12 protein-coding genes are annotated in these 18807 nt (G+C 57.5%); 4 read left to right on the top strand and 8 right to left on the bottom strand.

What is annotated here, in order from left to right:
• Positions 1–5 precede the first annotated feature (5 nt).
• Entirely contained in the window at positions 6–287 is a 282-nt protein-coding gene (locus tag A9Q02_RS11580) for a hypothetical protein (protein ID WP_097653238.1), read from the bottom strand.
• Positions 288–349: 62 nt separating this feature from the next.
• On the opposite strand from A9Q02_RS11580, the gene A9Q02_RS11575 reads away from it, so the two are divergent.
• Entirely contained in the window at positions 350–1078 is a 729-nt protein-coding gene (locus A9Q02_RS11575) for a response regulator transcription factor (RefSeq protein ID WP_097653237.1), read from the top strand.
• A gap of 5 nt (positions 1079–1083) precedes the next feature.
• Here the strand turns inward: A9Q02_RS11575 and A9Q02_RS11570 are convergent, their stop codons facing one another.
• The 3 genes from A9Q02_RS11570 to A9Q02_RS11560 all read right to left on the bottom strand — a co-directional run bounded on the left by A9Q02_RS11570 (position 1084) and on the right by A9Q02_RS11560 (position 3562).
• Positions 1084–1605, bottom strand: coding sequence for a hypothetical protein (locus A9Q02_RS11570; protein WP_245860506.1), 522 nt, complete (start codon positions 1603–1605; stop codon positions 1084–1086).
• A gap of 85 nt (positions 1606–1690) precedes the next feature.
• Positions 1691–2266, bottom strand: a complete 576-nt coding sequence (locus A9Q02_RS11565; RefSeq protein WP_097653236.1) for an ANTAR domain-containing response regulator — start codon at positions 2264–2266, stop codon at positions 1691–1693.
• Positions 2267–2722: 456 nt separating this feature from the next.
• Positions 2723–3562, bottom strand: a complete 840-nt coding sequence (locus A9Q02_RS11560) for an MBL fold metallo-hydrolase (RefSeq protein WP_097653235.1) — start codon at positions 3560–3562, stop codon at positions 2723–2725.
• 132 nt (positions 3563–3694) lie between these two features.
• Here A9Q02_RS11560 and A9Q02_RS11555 point away from each other — a divergent pair, with 132 nt between their 5' ends.
• The 3 genes from A9Q02_RS11555 (at position 3695) to A9Q02_RS11545 (ending at position 15025) form a co-directional block, all read left to right on the top strand.
• Positions 3695–4465 carry a cyclic nucleotide-binding domain-containing protein gene (locus tag A9Q02_RS11555; RefSeq protein ID WP_172450896.1) on the top strand — a complete coding sequence of 257 codons (771 nt, stop codon included), beginning with the start codon at positions 3695–3697 and terminating at the stop codon, positions 4463–4465.
• A gap of 207 nt (positions 4466–4672) precedes the next feature.
• Positions 4673–11302 (top strand): choice-of-anchor Q domain-containing protein, encoded by a 6630-nt coding sequence (locus tag A9Q02_RS24240; protein ID WP_172450894.1) that lies wholly within the window; start codon positions 4673–4675, stop codon positions 11300–11302.
• 12 nt (positions 11303–11314) lie between these two features.
• Positions 11315–15025 carry a tetratricopeptide repeat protein gene (locus A9Q02_RS11545; protein ID WP_097653233.1) on the top strand — a complete coding sequence of 1237 codons (3711 nt, stop codon included), beginning with the start codon at positions 11315–11317 and terminating at the stop codon, positions 15023–15025.
• Positions 15026–15165: 140 nt separating this feature from the next.
• Here the strand turns inward: A9Q02_RS11545 and A9Q02_RS11540 are convergent, their stop codons facing one another.
• The 4 genes from A9Q02_RS11540 to A9Q02_RS11525 are packed head-to-tail and all read right to left on the bottom strand — an operon-like array spanning position 15166 to position 18798.
• Positions 15166–16011, bottom strand: a complete 846-nt coding sequence (locus tag A9Q02_RS11540) for an alpha/beta fold hydrolase (RefSeq protein WP_141508854.1) — start codon at positions 16009–16011, stop codon at positions 15166–15168.
• The gene (locus A9Q02_RS11535; RefSeq protein ID WP_097653231.1) at positions 16008–17189 is read right to left on the bottom strand and encodes a glycosyltransferase; all 1182 of its coding nucleotides are present in this window, start codon (positions 17187–17189) and stop codon (positions 16008–16010) included. Before A9Q02_RS11535 ends, A9Q02_RS11540 begins: the two co-directional genes overlap by 4 nt.
• A gap of 27 nt (positions 17190–17216) precedes the next feature.
• Positions 17217–18398: a glycosyltransferase gene (locus A9Q02_RS11530; RefSeq protein WP_172450892.1), complete on the bottom strand. Its 1182-nt coding sequence runs from the start codon at positions 18396–18398 to the stop codon at positions 17217–17219.
• Positions 18382–18798: a DUF3224 domain-containing protein gene (locus tag A9Q02_RS11525; RefSeq protein ID WP_097653229.1), complete on the bottom strand. Its 417-nt coding sequence runs from the start codon at positions 18796–18798 to the stop codon at positions 18382–18384. The genes A9Q02_RS11530 and A9Q02_RS11525 overlap by 17 nt, the downstream gene beginning before the upstream one ends.
• Positions 18799–18807 lie beyond the last annotated feature (9 nt).

Genomic DNA, 18807 nt, shown 5'->3' with positions numbered 1-18807 from the left:
CGAACTCAGCGCCGACGGGGGCGCTCGGAACTCAATCCGCGGAGGCCGAGCCAGACACCGAGGGCAAACCCACCGCCGATGCTTAACAGGGCAAACATTGACGCTGGTCCATAGACGATCGCTGCTGCGCGGAGGGCACCGGCAAGCAACAGGGCAATAATCCAGCCCATAAAGAAGAGGCGCTGACGAGACTCTGGCCCGAACCACTCTGGTCGCCCCTGAGCAACCAGATACCCAATACCGCCCGCGATTGTGAGGAGAAGAAGGTTAGTGATCAGAACTTGCATTGCTCTATGATAGCATAGCTTGTACCTGGTGTGAACGTCGGCTAGAAGGACAGGATCGCTGTATGTCAGAGCTCAAAGACAAACTGGTGCTGGTTGTTGATGATGAGCCGCGAATGGTCAGTTTTATGCGGATGAATCTTGAACTCGAGGGGATGCGTGTCGCAACGGCCTCGAATGGCCGCGAGGCCGTTGATCAGGTTCGTGAGACAATGCCAGATATTATCCTGCTCGATATTATGATGCCGGTACTCGATGGCTTCGAGGCCCTGCGCCGTATTCGTCAATTCACGCAGGTACCGGTCATTGTCCTAACGGCTAAGGACGACGAAGAAGATCGCATTCGCGGGTTAGAGCTGGGGGCTGATGATTATGTGGGCAAACCTTTTAGCCATCGTGAACTCGTGAGCCGGATTCGGGCCGTGCTGCGCCGTCACTATGCTACGCCTCCGGTGCCACAGACGCTGGTACAGGTTGATGAACGCCTGAGCATTGACTTTGCCCGTCGTGAGGTGCTTGTCGAAGGTGAACGGGTCAATTTGCGCCCAACTGAATATCGCCTGCTCTACCATCTGGTGCAACACGCTGGTTATGTTCAGACGCACGAAATGTTGCTGTCGAAGGTTTGGGGGCCAGAATACCGCGACGAAAACCACTATCTGCGCCTCTACATTACCTATTTGCGGCAGAAACTGGAAAAAGATCCGGCCAATCCACGCTATATCCTCACCGAGCGCGGCGTTGGGTATCGTTTTGTTGATTTTGATGGGGCACCCGAAAAAGCGACGGGCTAAGGATGTCAGGCTTCGACGAGGCTGAGGATGAGGCGTCGGATCTGGCGGAGGCGCCGGTCACTGCCTTCGGGGCGGAGGCGGAGTTCGTCGCGGAGTTGGCTGATCTGGAGGCGGAACGAATCGATCGGGCCTTTGTCCTGCTCGGCGCTAACGGCATAAGCCCGATCAAGTGAACGATAGACCAGCATCAGGGTGCGGTCGGCTTCATCCAGATCATTCGCCTGCAAGGCGGCAAGCACATCATCGATCTGCGCGACGGCGCGCAGGAGATAGATCACGCTCCAGAGGCGTCGTTGTTCAGCCTGGAGATCAAGAATATCGAGGCGAAGGGCACTCTCATCAACCATCGTCGGCGCAGGTGTTGCTAGAGGCACAGGTGTTGGCAACGGTGTGGTTGCTGGCGGAGGCTGTACCTCGGTGGCAGGTTGTGCAACCGAGGGGGGAGTCACTGACGTTGGTGCAAAGAGCCATACCTGGAACGCAAGGCTGACAAAAACGGCTGCGATTGCCGTTACAACAAACGGCAATGCAGCCCTGATCCACGACCGCACAGCAGATTCTGGCGGTGCTAATGACTCCGCAGAGGGCTGAGGCTCTTCGGACACAGAAGACCTAGATCTCGTTGGCCAGAATAATGGCCTGCGCGATCTCTTTCATCGACTTGCGCGTATTCATCGAGAGTTGCTGGATCTTGCGAAAGGCTTCCGCCTCTTTGAGACCCTGGGAATCCATCAGAATCCCCTTGGCTCGTTCGACCAATTTCCGTGTATCAAGGGTCTCCTTAAGATCGGAAATCTCGCGATCCATCTCAAGAAACTCTTGATAGCGCGCCATGGCGATCTCGATCGCCGGTAGTAACTCAGCCTCACGGAAGGGCTTGACCACATAATTGACCACGCCAGCCTCTTTGGCGCGTTCGACCAGATCGCGATCAGAGTAGGCCGTCAAGAGCAGGACGGGCGCGATTTTCTCTTCGGTCAAAATCTTGGCAGCCTGGATCCCATCCAGCTTGGGCATCTTAATATCCATGAGCACCAGGTCAGGCTGCAACTCACGTGCCAGATGGACGACACTGCCACCATCACCAGCCTCTCCGACGACAAGATAGCCAAGACCCACGAGAGTCTCTTTCAGGTTCATGCGAATGATTGACTCATCATCGGCAATGACCAGACGTGTCTGGGCCATACGGCACCTTCTTTATTGCTAGAACAAGGATACAAAAGCAATCATCAAGACAAGGGCTAGTATAGCATGGTGCAGGGGCGTGGGTCAACTTTGTTTCTGGTGGGTTTGGTCGGCTTTGCCGACCAAACCCACCAGAAGCGTGGGGGCTTGGTCGTAGACGATTGCGGTCACCTTCGGTTGCATGTATTTGTCCTGGCCAAACCCACCAGAAGCGTGGGGGCTTGGGCATAGACGATTGCGGTCACCTTCGGTTGCATGTATTTGTCCTGGCCAAACCCACCAGAAGCGTGGGGGCTTGGTCGTAGACGATTGCGGTCACCTTCGGTTGCATGTATTTGTCCTGGCCAAACCCACCAGAAGCGTGGGGGCTTGGGCATAGACGATTGCGGTCACCTTCGGTTGCATGTATTTGTCCTGGCCAAACCCACCAGAAGCGTGGGGGCTTGGTCGTAGGCCTCAGTTCGAAGCAGCAGATTGAATGCGGGCATAGCTGGTAGGGCAATGGGTGGGGATCAGGGTTACAGAGGGGTTAGCGCGGGCAAAGGTGTGCAAGTTTGCCAGGGTTTGATCGACCAGATGGGCATTGTCGGCAATGAGATAGCCAAAGAGACCGGGGCCGCGTTGTTCCTCAATCGAACGGGTCAGCCATGCACCGTCAGCAATGAGGAAAACGGGGCCAGTGTCGGTTTGCAGCAAGAGGCCCATCTGCCCGCAGGCGTGGCCTGGGAGCCGCACCAGACGCAGCGTCTGGTCACCAAAGAGGTCGTGGGTCGCTCCAAAGGGGGGCAGTGGAGCATCGTTGAAGTGGTACACAGGTTGCACGCGTTGCCCAAAATCATCGGGCAGTAGGGCCGGGGTAAATGCTCGCCGTAGTGCTGCGAATCCAGCTAGCCCAATTACACTATCGAGCGCATCAGCGTCAGCGACAATAGTTGCCTGGGGGAAATCACGCAGGCCGCTGATATGATCAAAGTGAAAGTGGGACACCACCACATAGCCAATTTCGGCGGGATCAATCCCGCGTCGTTGGAGTTGGGTCGCAAGGGCCAGGTGCGGTTCAATTGCCAACGGCATGAGGCGTGGGTAGAGCAGAAAAGGCCAGGGACGCAACGCCTCAAAGAGGCGCGGCGCATAGCCGGTATCCCAGAGGATCCAACCATACCGGGGGTGCTCGATCAGGGCCGCAAGGGCGTGAAATGCGATGGGTTCGGGAGGGGCACCACGTAAGGCCTGATGCAGTGAGGCATGGCACGAGCCGGTATCGAACAGATAGAGACGAACGACGGGTTGGTTCATGGCTGAAACTCCTGGGTCAACGTTGCGGCATATGCTTGCCAACGGGTTCTTTATCGTGCTATGCTATAGTGCCGCTCGATAGATGTCAATGCTGGTCAGTTTATGAACAACACACCCGGAGATAAATCAACCTTGGACGCTCTTAGCCAACGGATCAGGTTGTTAGAGGCAGTGCGTTTTTTTGATGGTGCCTATGCGGATGCGCTTCCAACAATAGCAGCGGCGCTAGAGTCGGTGCGCCTTGGCGAAGGTCAATTGCTCTTCCAGAAGGGTGATGTCGGTGATAGCCTCTATGTCATTATTTCGGGAGGGGTGCGGATTCATGATGATGCTCTGACCTTCAATGAACTGGGGCCGGGTGAGGTTGTCGGCGAAATGGCGGTGCTTGATGCCGAGCCGCGCAGTGCTTCGGTGACGGCGACGCAAGCCACCGAGTTGCTCTGTCTGCGGCAAGAGGTGCTCTATGATTTAATCGAGAATCATAGCGGCGTGGCGCGTGGGATTATCCATGTGTTGACCCGGCATTTGCGCAGTCGGGTGCGCGATGTGATCGAAGACTATGCGTATATCAGTCAGGTACGCATTATTACCGAAGCCGCGCAGGCGATCAATGATGGCCGTTATACCCCCGCGAGTCTGGCCGACGTTGTGCGTCGCGAGGATGCTCTGGGGCAATTGGCACGTACGTTTCAGAAGATGGCCGACGAAGTCATTGCCCGTGAGCAGAACCTGCGTCGTGAGGTTCAGGAATTGCGGATCGAAATTGATCGTACACGCCAGCAAAACCAGGTCGCCGAGATTACCGAGAATGACTATTTCCGGCGCCTGCAGCAACAGGCCAGAGCGATGCGTGCCAACGTAGCCGAGAATAAGGCCGGGGATAAATCAACGCCTGAGAGCTAGGAGCAAGCCGGTGTAGGGGAGCGCAGAGGAGTATGCCAGTGAAACCCGCTCCTCCGAACCTCCCCACGCGGGCTTCTTTGGATGACAATCTTGTTATTTTTTGCACAAATAATTCTTTTGTCAGGTTGTGCTTGGGCCATATCAATATAATAAGAAGACGATCCACTAGGCGGGTGATCAAAGGGCATATCTCTGGGAGAAGGTAAAATGGCCTTCATTGCACAGCAACAGGCTATGGTGTTGCGGTTCGCTTTGCTTTGTAGTGTCATCGTGGTCGTGCTTGCGGCAAGTTTTGGCAATCTGCAACAGTCAGCCTATGCCGAGACGTTTGTGGTCGCATGTGATACGAATGCTTTGCTTGAGGCTGTGGCAACAGCAACGAATTCGCCAGAGCCGGATACGCTTCAATTGACAGATGCTTGCATCTATCAGTTTGATGTGGAATATATCAGCACAGAAGATGGTTTGAATGGCTTGCCGGTGGTCACTGCTGCTGGTGGGCCATTGATCATTGAAGGCAATGGGGCAACCTTCGAGCGGAGACTCAATAGCGAGGCCGATTTCCGCTTCTTTGAAGTTGCACTTGGCGCAGATCTTACCTTGCGTGATCTGACTCTAACGAACGGACATTCCGGCCTTGGTGAGGGTGGGGCGATCTTGAACTTTGGCACCCTCACCTTGGCGAACGTGGTGTTACGTGATAACGAGGCCGGGTATAGTTGGGAAGGCGAAGGCGAACGGAACGGGGGTGCCCTCAGCAACTATGGCACGGCAAGCCTTCGCCAGAGTGCCCTGATCAATAATGTTTCCACAGCGCATGGCGGTGCGATTGCACACGCTGCGGGGGCGTTGGTGATCGAGAATTCAACCATTAGCAGGAACGAAGCCATTGGCTACGAGAGCTATGGGGGTGGCATCTTTGCCACGAGTGGTACGATCACGCTCAACAATGTCACGATCGCTGACAATATTGTGTCAGGAGAAATCAGCGAGGGCGGTGGCATCTATGGAAGCTCGGCCCTGGCGGTCTTTACGATCAATAATTCGATCATCACTGGTCATACCAGCTTCTTTCGGCCAAACTGCTCAATCGAAGCCTTGAGTCCTGAGAGTGGGACGAATCTTGAAGGACCTGGCGGCAGTTGCCCTGGGTTTAGCGAGGCGAATCCTGGCCTGGCCCTTGACCCATCCGGACTTTTTTACAGCCTCGATCGTACGAGCCCGGCGCGCAACGCTGGCGATCTGGCGACCTGTGCGCCGACCGATCAGCGTGGTGTTGTCCGTGCGTCTGATGGTGCCTGTGATCTTGGTGCAATCGAGTTTGATGACCTGCTTGTTGTAACGAATATCAACGACAGTGGCCCTGGCTCGCTGCGGCAGGCAATTCTCGATGCGAACGAGACACCAGAATTAGATACGATCAGCTTTGCCCTTCCGGGGACAGGCGTGCAGACGATTGCCCTGGACACTGATCTTCCACCAATCACCGCACCGGTCATGCTTGATGGCCTGACGCAACCGGGGGCAAGTTGTGCAACCTGGCCGCCAACGCTGACGATCGAATTGAGCGGCGCTCCGGGGGCTTCCTTCGGCCTTATCCTGGCTGAAAACGCAAGTGGCAGCACTGTGCGTGGACTTGTGATCAACCGCTTTCAGGCCCATGGTATTTTTGTTGATGGAAGCAACAATAGCTTTCAGTGCAACATGATAGGCACTGATGCGAGCGGTTCGCTTGATCAGGGCAACGGCCAGATCGGGATCTTCCTCAATGGTTCAGACAACAATCTCATCGGCGGTGTCCTGGCGAGTCAACGCAACCTGATCGCCGGCAATGACTTCGAGCAGATCCGGGTCGCCGCATCCAGCAATAATGTCATACAGGGCAATTATCTGGGGACGAATGCGACAGGGACGGCATCGCTTGGCATTAATGGGGTGGCGATGCTCGTGACGGGCAGCAATAACCTGATTGGTGGCACAACCGGGGTCACGCCGGGCGGGGTTTGTAGCGGGGCATGCAACGTGATCGGGGGGTACACTGCGTACGGCATTGATGTGGCAGCACCCAGTGGATCCGGCAACCGGATCGAGGGCAACCATATCGGCGTCAATGTCACGGGCAATGCGGTTGTGAATACCTTTGGCTCGGGCAACCTCGGCATCTGGCTCAATGGTGGGGCCAATAATAATACGATTGGCGGTCTGGCCAACGGGGCCGGCAATGTGATTGCCGGGCATGGAGAGCAGGCGATCCTGATTGAAGGAGCCACCACGAATGCGAATCGTATCTTTGGCAATCGCATCTACAACAACGGCAGCAGCGTTGTTTTGCGCAATGGGGCGAATAACGATCAACGTGCCCCAACGATTACCACGGCGATCCCTGACTTTCCGGTAGCAGGACAGGCAAATGTACAAGGGTGGCTGTTGACCGGTACGGGCAATATGACGTACACCGTACAGCTCTTTGGGGGTGAATTTTGTGCTGCCGGGGGCAATGCCGAGGCTCGTACCTTGCTCGACACCTTCGAGGTTGTCACCGACGAAGATGGTACCGTGCCAATGACACGTACTCTTGCGACTGGCATAGGGAGCTTTGTTACGGCAACGGCAACCGATAGTGCGGGCAATAGCTCGGCATTGGCAACATGCGCCCCGGTTGGGCCTGACAATACCGTCTGGTACCAAGCGCTGCCGCTCGGTAGGGCCAATTCGAGTGCAAGTCAGCAACTAGCCCTTGCTGAGCAGGTGCGCTGGTACTATGTGGAAGTGGAGCCACTCAGCCGTCTGGTGGTCAACCTGACGAACCTGCCTGCAGGCTATGATGTGGCCCTTTTTAATGATCTCAATGCGCGCGCCGAAGAGATCCTTGCGGCTGCGACGAACGATTTGACCACAACGCTTGCGCTTGCCCAGACCCAGATTGACTATACAGCGATTGAGGCGAGCAACTTTATTACCAATACGCTGGCTCCCGAGCTCTATAGCCCAGAGGCTTTCACCAGCCTGGCTTTTGCCCCAGACGCCTTTCAGCCGAATCTGTTGGCCGAGGCGGTTGTTTCGCCGTTTAAGGCGTCACCCTTCAAAGCCTCGCCCTTCAAGGCGTCACCCTTCAAGGCGTCACCCTTCAAAGCCTCGCCGTTTAAGGCGTCGCCCTTCAAAGCCTCACCCTTCAAAGCCTCAGACCTGGCAAGCATTGTGGTTGACAGTGGCTTGCTTGCATATACTGATATTGAAGGAACGCTGCCACGCACGCTGGCGCTCAACACCTTCAATGAACGCGGGCGCATCTACATTGCCGTCTATGGACGCAATGGTGCCTATGATCCTGTGCAACCTTTTACCCTCACGGCGGCCACGAGCGAGAGCAACTGTGTGAATGTGGTGCCGCCTGCTGTCGACATCAATGGGTTAGCTGCTCAGGCAGGAGCGTATCAGACCCTGGTGCTCACCGATCTGAGTCGACTACCCAGCAGTGCCAGCGAGTTGACCCAGTTGCAAACGCTGCTTGGCACATTTATGGCACGCCCTGAGATTGGCGGTGTCCTGATTGATGTAGGATTGGATGCGCGTATTGCGGCAGCACATGCGAACGCCGACGCGAATATCAGTTGCCCCGAGGCGAAGAATATCGTCGCGGGCGAGATCAAGGCACTCATCGACCGCTATCGTGCCTTGAATCCGAATCTGCGGTATATCGTGCTGATTGGTGGCGATGACGTCATCCCCTTCTTCCGTTACCCTGATCAAGCGTTGCTTGGCAATGAGAGCGAATTCAAGCCACCCGTCGACAATAACAGTAGCTCCGAAGCAGCGTTACGGCTCGGTTATATTCTCGGCCAAGATGAGTATGGCGCACGCTTTACCGTCAGTTTCCGCACGACGCGCCTGGCGATCCCGGATCTGCCGGTTGGCCGACTGGTCGAAACGGCAAACGAGGCAATGACGATGCTGAATCGGTACCTTGCAACTGATGGCGTTGTGGTGCCGACAAGTTCGTTTGTGAGCGGATACGATTTCCACTTTGAGTCGGCGAGTGCGATTGCCGAGAGCCTGAGCCTGGGCACGGATCAGGCTGCGGCAACCCTGCTTTCGCCGAGTACTGACAGCTACCAGTTGCCGGGAACGTGGACCGCCGATGATCTGCGTAGTGCGTTGAGCAACGGAGACTACGACCTGCTCTACCTGGCGGGTCATTTCAGCGATGGTGCACTCAAAGCCGCTGATTATGCTACCGTGCTCCGGACTGCCGATCTTGCCAATCTTGGCGCATCGCGACTGGCTGGCGCACTGGTGGTCAGCCCGGGATGTCATTCGGGCTACAACACACCCGACGGTGCGGCGATTCCGGGGGCAACTGACCAACCCGATTGGGCGCAGTTCTTTGCTCGCCGGGGAACAACCCTGGTGGCGGGGACGGGGTACCAGTATGGTGATACCCAGTTTATCGAGTTTGCCGAAAAGCTCTACTCAAACTTCTTTGACCAACTTCGCATTGATCGTGACCCAACGTCACCGCTGGGCGATGAAGTAGCGGTTGGCGAGGCCCTGGTGCTGGCCAAGCAGCGTTACTTGCTCGACTCGGCTGTTATTCGAGGGATTGACAAAAAGACCCTGACGATCAGTGCGATCTTTGGCCTGCCGATGACGCGCATCAATATGCCAGGTGCACGGCTCGGGCCAGAGGCGTTGCCACCGTTGCCCGACAGCTTTACATCCATTGGCACCCCAGACGAACTCTACCGTGTGCAGGTTGCCGAGGTGACCGTCAGGCCAGACTTGACGGTCGAGACGCTGGACGTGACAACCCTTGGGAGTGGAGCCACGGTGCAGGCGACCTATGTGCGTGGGGCAACACCCGATGATGTCATCGCCCGCCCTGGCGAACCCGTCTTGCCGGTTGTCCAGTATCGTGTTGGGCAAGAGGGGCAGCAATTGCGTGGCGCGATCTTGTTGCGCAGCCGCTACAGCGAGGCGTACAATGTGCTGCCATTGACTGGCGCTCCGGCAACCGAATTGCGTGGCGTGCATATCACCTTCCCCACCGAGGCGTTCTATCCTGAACAGTGGTGGACGATCAATCGGATTGGTGAACTGATCGGGATCACAGGCGGCGAGCGCACTCGTCTGCAACTAACTCCGGCGCAATTCCTGGCGAATCCCGATCAGATCGAGGGCACGCTGCGCTACTACGATGGTGCATCGGACTTCCGCCTCTTTTATAGTGATCAGACAGCGGTTGATGCCAACGGGTTCAATCCGGCCTTGGCCGGAGCACCGGCGATCCCCGTTGTGATCTTTAGCCGTGATGACGACCGCGTGGATTTCGAGATTTCAGCCAATGGCGGCGGTGTCCCGATGCGCGAAGTTTGGGTCACCTTTACAGCCGCACGTGGCCCGCTCGCCGGTCAGTGGCAATCAATGCAACTTGGCCCCGGCGAGGCTGATCCGTCGGACTGGGAGGGCAGTTATCTGCTTCCCGAAGGCACAGAGGGTTTCGCCTTCTTTGTGCAGGCCGTGAATGCGGCGGGTTTGACGGCGATGAACACCAATCTGGGCCTCTATTTTCAGGCTGGTGGTTTTGTGAATGGAGCCGTTATTGAGCCACCGCCGCCGCCCGTACCAACAACGCCCGCGAATGCAGTCGCAACGAGTCTCAACCTGGAAGTCCCTGTGGGCGCAACTTTCGGTCAGCCCGCAACCTTTATAGCTCGGTTGAGTGCCAACGGTGCCGTCAACCTGGCGGATCAGCCCATCAGCTTGAGCATTGGGGCACAGACGGTTACGGTGCCCACAAATAGCGTCGGCGAAGCCACCTTCACCCTCGTGATGTTTAGCACGGGCCAACAGGTTGTCGGCGCGACCTTTGGGGGTAGCCTTGCGCTGCAGCCAACTCGGATTGAGGCCAGCCTTGATGTAGCGAAACAACAACCGGTGTTAACCGCCAGGGTCGAGCCTGGCGATCCGTCACGGATCACGGCAACGCTCACTGATACCAACGGAGGGATCAGAGGAGCGCGGCTCTACCTGAATGTTGGTGACCAGGTGATCACGGGGTTGACTGGCCCCACCGGGGTTGCGAGCTTTGCCGTGCCACCGCTTGCCCCAGGCACCTACCCGTTTGCCGTCACCTATCTGCTTGTACCCGGCCCCACCGGTCTGCTCACCGAAAATGAGGCTCGTTATCTGCCTGCGACTGCAACGGGCAGCCTGACGATCGAGGGCGGCATAGCACTCGACACCATGATCCTCAGCGGCCCGAGCGAGACGATCAGCGATTCGGTTGCAACCATAAGCTTTAGCGGAAGTGGAGCAGACGCGTTGCGCTTCGAGTGCCGCTTGAGCAAGCAAGATGAACCGGCGAGCTTTGCGCCATGTGTCAGCCCGATACGTTACCAGGGACTTGCCAACGGTAGTTACCTCTTTGAAGTACGTGCGATCACGTCTGATGGCCTGGTTGATGAGACTCCGGCGCAACAGACCTGGGTTGTCAACCAGATCCTCTACCGTGCGCGGCAGCAGGGGGCACGCGTCTGGATCGAGCGCAACATTGAAGCAGCCGGGCTTGGCGACTACGATGGTGCCGTGAAAGATGGGTGGGCGCTGGTAGGGCGTACGAACGGAGCGCGTGACAATGGCGAATTGTGCGGTTTCTATGTCGAAGACGGTATCCCGTATGCCACCATCTACAAGCAGGCTCGCAACAAAGCGGATCGGTGCATCCTGGTGACCCCAGTCAGCCTTGCGCCGGTAGAGAAAGGCCAGACACGTTTCGTCAAGCTTCTTGCTGATCCCGTGCCGTGCTTGGCAGCAACGGGATCGCAGATGTTGCCGTAGGAGTCACAACCGATGGAATCGCCCCTCGCCTATATCCCGATGGATCGGCGTCAGGCACTGGCTCATGGTCACACGCTTCCTGAACAGACCAGCGGTACGGCCCTGTTCGCCGATATCTCTGGCTTCACCCCCCTGACCGAATCGCTCGTGCGGGCGCTTGGGCCCCAACGTGGAGCCGAAGAACTACCGCGTCAACTCAACCGTGTCTATGATGCCCTGGTTGCCGAAGTCGACCGGTATGGCGGCTCGGTACTTGGTTTTGCCGGGGATGCCATTACCTGCTGGTTCGACGCCATCGCTCCGGCCGCATCTGAAGGTGGGACCTCGGATGCAGATCCGAGGGGGGCGGCACATCGCGCGGCAACGTGTGCACTTGCCTTGCAACAGGCAATGGCAGCCTTTGAGGAGCTTGAGGTTGCAGGCGCTGGCAGGTTTCGTCTGGCGATCAAAGTTGGTGTTGCCAGTGGTGCCGTGCGCCGCTTTCTCGTTGGCGACCCATCTATTCAGATCCTCGATGTCCTGGCTGGCGATACGCTCCAGCGTATGGCGGAAGCCGAGCATCTGGCCCAGCAGGGCCAGGTAGTGTTTGACGAAGCAACCGCGCTTGCGCTGGGCGAACTGGCAAACGTTGGAGAGTGGCACGTTGATCCTGCCGGTAGCGCACGTTTTGCCGTGTTGCATGGGTTGCGTACCGTTGCGGCACCTGCGCCATGGCCAACCTTGCCCGAGACGGCCCTTGACGCAACAGCCTATCGTCAGTGGATGTTGCCACCAATCTTCGAACGCTTGCAGGTCGGGATGGGAGAGTTTCTCACCGAGTTGCGCCCAGTGGTGGCTCTCTTTGTGCGTTTTGGCGGGATCGACTATGACCACGATCCTGATGCCCAGACCAAACTGAACGACTTTATGCTACAGGCGCAACGGATGCTGCGCACTTACGATGCCTATGTGTTGCAATTGACCATTGGCGATAAAGGTAGTTTCTTCTACGCAGCCTTTGGGTCCCCGGTGGCCCACGAAGATGATCCTGTGCGCGCCGTGATGGCTGCACTTGAGCTGCGTGAATGGCAGGTTGACTATCTTGACCAGTTTCAGATTGGCTTGAGCCAGGGCCGTGCCCGTACGGGCGCATATGGAGGGATCACTCGGCGTACCTATGGTGTGCTTGGTGACGAAGTAAATATGGCGGCTCGCTTGATGCAACATGCAACGGTGGGGCAGGTTCTGGTGAGCCATACGCTGTGGCGGGCCACTGGTGATCGCTTTACCTGGGAACCACTCGCTCCCATCATGGTCAAGGGCAAGTCTGAGCCAGTTGCGACCTATCGCCTGATCAGCGCTGATCGCGATACGATCCGCCTGCACGAACCACGTTATGTGCTACCAATGGTTGGGCGCGAGACCGAGTTAGCGTTTGTGCTGGGCCGTCTTGAAATGGCCCAACGGGGCGATGGTCAGGTGGTTGGCATTGTTGCCGAGGCGGGCATGGGCAAATCGCGCCTGGTGGCCGAGGTCGTGCGGGCGGCTTCGCGCCAGAATCTGGTGGTCTATGGTGGTGCCTGCCAATCCTATGGCACCAATACGCCCTATCTGGTCTGGCAGAACGTCTGGCGTGCCTTCTTTGGCCTTGATCCACGGGCTACGGTGGCAGCACAGATCAACAGTCTTGCAACCGAACTCGAGCAACTTGACGCGACGCTCGTACCGCGCTTGCCATTGCTTGGCGCGATTCTTAATATATCTATTCCCGACAATGAATTAACAATCGATTTCGGTGCAAAGCTGCGGAAAGAATCGCTCGAAGCTTTGCTGGTGACCTGCCTGCGTGCGCGTGCCAGTATTCATCCCCTGATGATTGTGCTTGAAGATTGCCACTGGATGGATGCGCTCTCGCATGATCTGCTGGAAGTGCTGGGCCGTACACTCTCGACGATGCCCGTTCTCATCCTGATGGCCTATCGTCCGCTCCAAAGCGAGCAACGCATCAAGAGAGTTATCACGCAGATGCCCTCTTTCCGCGCAGTGCCACTCGATAACCTCTTGCCTGACGAAGTCGCGACCCTGGTGCAACTGAAGCTCCAGCAATTTTTTGGCACTCTGGAAGCCATCCCAGAACATCTAATCGAACAAGTGAATGCGCGGACCCAGGGCAACCCTTTTTATGTGGAAGAATTGCTCAACTTTATGCGTGACCAGGGCATCGATCCTCGTGATCCAGGTGTCTTGAGCAGCCTTGAACTCCCTCCAAGCCTGCATAGCCTGATTCTCAGTCGGGTGGATCGGCTCACGGAAAGCCAGCGGAACCTGTTGAAAGTAGCGAGTGTCATTGGTCGTCTCTTCCCTGCGACGATTCTCTGGGGAATGGGTTCTTTTTTGGGTCAGCAAGAGCGGGTGCGGCGTGAACTGGAAAATCTGAGCACCCTCGAATTAACTCCGCTCGATAGCCCTGATCCTGAATTGACCTATCTCTTCAAGCATATTGTGACCCAGGAAGTGACCTACGAGAGCTTGTCTTTTGCAACACGGGCGATGCTTCACGAGCAAATTGGTCACTATCTTGAGCAGCGCAATGCCGGGGAGGAGCAACTGGTTGATCTGCTCGCTTTTCACTATGATCGCAGCGAAAATGTTGGCAAACGGCGGGAATATTTATGGCGAGCGGGGGTTGCTGCGCAGTTAATCTATGCGAATGCAGCGACCATTGATTATCTTACGCGGTTGCTCGCGCTTGTTCCCCCCGAAGCCCAGATTGAGCCACTGCTTCGTCTTGGTAATGTGCTCGATCTGGTTGGGCGGTGGGACGAGGCGTATCTGCGCTATGAACTGGCGTTGAATCTGGCGCTTGCCCAGGATCAGCCGCGGGACGCAGCGCTGGCTCGTGCGCTAATTGGCGAACTGTTGCGCAAACAGGGCCGCTTCGCCGAGGCTCAGCCCTGGCTTGACGAAGCGATGACGGCCTTTACGCTGCTCAACGATCAGGCTGGTCTGGCCGAGACGCTGAACTATGCCGGGACAACGGCCATGCATACAGGTGAGTATGCTCTTGCCCAGGCGCACTATGAGGCAAGTCTGGCGATCCAGCGTGAATGTGGTGATCTGATTATGCAGGGCAAAGCGTTGAGCAATCTTGGCATTGTGGCCTTCCACCAGGGTGACGTGGATCGGGCCCGCCACTCTTTTGAAGCTAGCCTCGCCGTGCGTCGCGAGGCCGGTAACCCGCTCTGGATCGCCAATTCGCTGGGCAACCTGGGCATGCTTGCCATCGAGATCGGTGACTATAAGGTGGCGCGGGGCTATATTGAAGAGTCGTTGGCCCTTGAACGGGCAACTGGTGACCGCCATGCGATCGCAATTTCGCTGAACAACCTTGGCAAGGTAGCCACCGCTGAAGGCGACTACGCAACCGCCAGGCTGCTCTATCGTGAAGCTCTGACCATCAATGCGGATCTTGGCGACCGCTGGGCGTTGCCCTATCTGCTTGAAGATGTCGGTGTGCTTGCCGGTCTCACCGGGCAACCTGAACGTGCTCTCTGCCTCGCTGCTGCTGCTGCGAGCCTGCGTGAGGCGACCGGCTCGCCTCTTTCGTCGCCCGAACAGGCCCAACTCGATGAGGCTCTGGCACCGGCTCGCATGGCGCTTAGCCAAGAGCAACAGGCTGCTGCTTATGCCCACGGCCAGACGCTCACAACCGACGAGGCCGTTGCCGAAGCGCGCCTGGTCTAGGTTCAAGACCTTGCAAACAAGTCGGGTTATGTGACGCAAAGGCGCAGAGGCGCAAAGGTTTAATGGATCTGCATGCGCAGCTTTGTGTCTTTGCGTCAACACGGGTCAACCTTATGTGCAAGGTATTGGGTCTAGGTCTGCTACAGGCAATGTGTAGGCAGGCTTGCTCCTTCAAGGATTGCCCGCAAGACGCTGATCTGTGGCATCGGGTTGGTTACGCTGTCGCGGTGGGCGGTTCCTGCCAAACGGTAGACGGTGGCCTGAGGGTAGAGGCTGCGTAGCGCGGCTTGTTCATGCGCAGGTAGCATACGATCCTGGGGTGATTCAATGATCGCAATGGTGCCAGGCCAGGCCTGAAGATCCTCGGGACTGAAGCGATAGTTGTGGTCGTAGTCAGCCAGGGTGTGGAAACGTGCAGCCAGGCTGGCGCGTGTTTGCTCGCCAATGACGTTGGCAAAGTGCCGACGCCAGAAGATTATCGCTTCTGTCTGGCCCGGTAAAAAGGCATAGACGGTCAGCCGTAAGCAGCCAAGCATGAACGCGGCTGGTAACTGTTCACATGCCCTGGCAATCAACTGATCGAACCACGCCCGCCTTGGCTGTGGCACGCCTGTCTGCGCAAGGATGAGCTTCGCGATGCGCTGCGGGTAGCGGCGCACGAGTACCTGGGCAACGCCGCCACTGGCCGAGCCGCCGACGATACTCGCCGTGTCAACACCACAAGCGTCGAGGAGCGCAATCACCCCGGAGGCAAGCTGCGCAACCTGATCAAGCCGGGGCGGGTAGCTCAACGCGAGCACATGATAGTCAGATGCAAGTGCGGCAATGTATTGAAATGAAGTTGTCGCCAGGCCAAAACCGCCTGGTAAGAGCACGACCGTTGGGCCGGTGCCTGCCTGTATGACTGTCCACCGCTCTCCCGCCACCATGCGTTGCTCGGGTGGATACGCGGCTAACACGGCCTCATACATTTCGGCAAGCTTCATTGGTCACGCCGGTGCACGAGGCGGAGGTTGCCGCCACGCTCGATCTGCATCGTATGCCCGCGCCAGTTGATCCTCCGGGGGGCCAGCAACGCGCTCACGAATTGCGCAGGCAGCAGGATTTGCACCAGGGGCACCATCCAACTCCAGCGCCAGGGTGTTGCGCTGTTGAGGTAGCTCCTGTTGTGATAGGCAAAGATCAGGTAGCTCAGGCCAGCATAGGCGAGAAAGAGCCACAGGCTTCTCTGCCCCGGTCTTCCCACTGACACGGCGAGTGCCATCCACGGCAAAAACGTCGGTAGCCCCACCAGGCTATAGATCAGTACCAGTTCGTGCGGTGGCAGATGACGCATCAGCGACTCGCGGGGGAAGATGAGCCAGCGCTGCATCAGGCGCAGATAGTGACGTGGCCCTGATACGGTGGTGCGGATCGCGTGACGCACCGGGGTCTGAACCAGACGATAGCCGTGGTGCCGTAATCGTTCGGCGACGGCAAAGTCGTCGGCGACAAGTTGTTCCAGACCAGCGAACCCACCGACAGCCTCAAGCGTGGTGCGGCGGATGGCATAAAACATGCCATTGATCGTCACTGGCTCGTGCAGTAGGCTGAACGGAATGTAGGTCATCAAGCTGCTGCTGTTGACAAACGTTGCCACCAAACCCGACCAGAGATTGTCGTAACTGACATAGTAGGGCAGGCCAAAGACAAGCCCGGCCCCATGCTGCGCCAGATAAGGCAGGCAGTTCTCCAGGGCATGGTCGGGCAACATGGTATCGTCGTCGAGCACACAGATGACTGTGCCACGTGCGCGGGCACTTCCAGCGATCAGCTTGACAAGCTTCGGGTTGTGTTCAGGCGGCGGGGCAGGCAAGGCCACCAGCGTAATTGCCACCGAGGGATAGCGGCCCATCAGGTCAGTGCAGATCTGCCGCGCTGGCTCATCATCATCGTCAATGAGCCAGATAAATTGACGTTGATATCCTGAACGTGCTTTGAGATTGGCCTCGAGACATGCCGCCAGCGCCGGATCACCGCTGAGGATCGGCTGCATGATGCTGACCAGCCCTGGGTCAACCTCGGCTGGTGGCTGAGCACGACGAAAAAACCGCACCACGGCCAGGTGTTTCAGCAGTCGCTCGCCATAGAGCAGGATGATCAACAAACGCCAGAGCCAGCGCATACGACGTCCTTTGCTTGATCCATAACGTCACTCTTCGATGATGGCATATGTCCCTCCGCGTTCAACCCGTAGGCGTTGCCCACGCCAGACAATGGTGTTGTTGCCGAGACTGATCAGACCGATATAGAGCGGCATGAGCCAGTTGAGGATCGGGAGCAACAGGGCCTGACGAAGCGGCATCGCCCGGCCTAGATACGCATGTTCGAGCAGCGCCTGGGTTGCCGCAACATAACCCAGACTCGACCCGAGGCTCAGCCACGGCACACGTCGGCGCGTCACCAGGGCGAGCAACAGCAGCAGGGGTGGCAACAGGCTGCCGAGGCTCCCAAACAGCATCGCGCTGCGCTCACGAAGGTTCAGGTGCGGCAACATTGCCTGGCGCGGGATCACCAACCAGCGCCGCATTTGCATGTGATAGTCGCGCAATCGGGCAAGCCGGTTGTCGACATCATAGACCAGCGGGGTCTGCACGTTACGTAGGCCCGATCTGCGCACCCGCCGCGCAAGCTCGTGGTCATCGTCGATCCGTTCTTCCATGCCCTCTAGTCCGCCTATTGCGGTAAAAACCTCACGGCGCAAGGCAAAACAGTGGCCGGTGATTGTGAATGGCTCGACCAGATAGGTCACCGGCACATAACTAAGCAGCGCATTAGTATTGACAAAGCCGCTCATCAGGCTTTCGGCCAGCGTTTGCCAGCGTGTATAACAGGCCAACCCAAAGGCTGCCCCCGTCGTGGACTGCATCACATACGGCACCAGGATGCGCAAGGCATCGGGGCGCAAGAGAATATCGTCATCAACAAAACAGAGTATCTCGCCGTGTGCCTCGGGCAACGCAGTACGCAGTTTGGCAATCTTCGAGGCTAGCGTTCCATGGTCAGGCGCAACCAGTACGATGCGGGCCGGCCATGTTGGATAACGCTCCATTACCTCCATACAGATCGCCTGCGTTGCTTGATCAGCAGGGTCACAGATCAAAAGACACTCGTGCTGTCCAGAATAGGCGAGGTGTGCCCTGGCGATCAGCACTGATCGCAGATCATTGGGCGAGTGGGTTATCGGGCAGAGCAAGGTCAGTGATGGCCATTGCGTAGGCACTGGTGGCGGAGGTCGCCGAAAAAAAGCGACGACAGCCAGGATCTTCCAGAGCCGGTCAAGTAGATAGAACAGACCGAGTACCTGGGCAAGACGATCAAGCCGGTGTGTCATGGGAGGTTGCTTGGGTAAAGATGAAGTCGTAGGCGTGGACACCATCGGCGATCTGCAAATTCATCGTCCCGGTGAGGCCCTCTAGCTCGTCGGTGCCTGAGTCTGGTACGACGCTGATGGTGAGTTGCTGGGCCCCGCGGGTCATCGTGCCACTGTGCTGGAGGACGAAACTGCCACGGCGACCGTGGAGCGTGCCGGTGAATCTTTCGATGGCGACATAGCCGGCTGAGCCATCGACCGCGCTGCGGGCGCTGAGCATCTCACCATAGCTCATGCCAGTGATGTCGCCCTGAAACTCCTTGGCGATAGCGAGACGGCCGAGTAGGCTGTCGGCAGTGGGGTCGGCAAGGGGCTGAGGGGTGAGTTGAACCGTGAACGTGCCGTGGGCATGCAGGGTCATCGTGTGCTC

The sequence above is a fragment of the Candidatus Chloroploca asiatica genome, assembly GCF_002532075.1.
GTDB lineage: Bacteria > Chloroflexota > Chloroflexia > Chloroflexales > Chloroflexaceae > Chloroploca > Chloroploca asiatica.
Note: the sequence above shows the minus strand (reverse complement) of the source record. Positions and strands in the feature narration are given on the sequence as shown.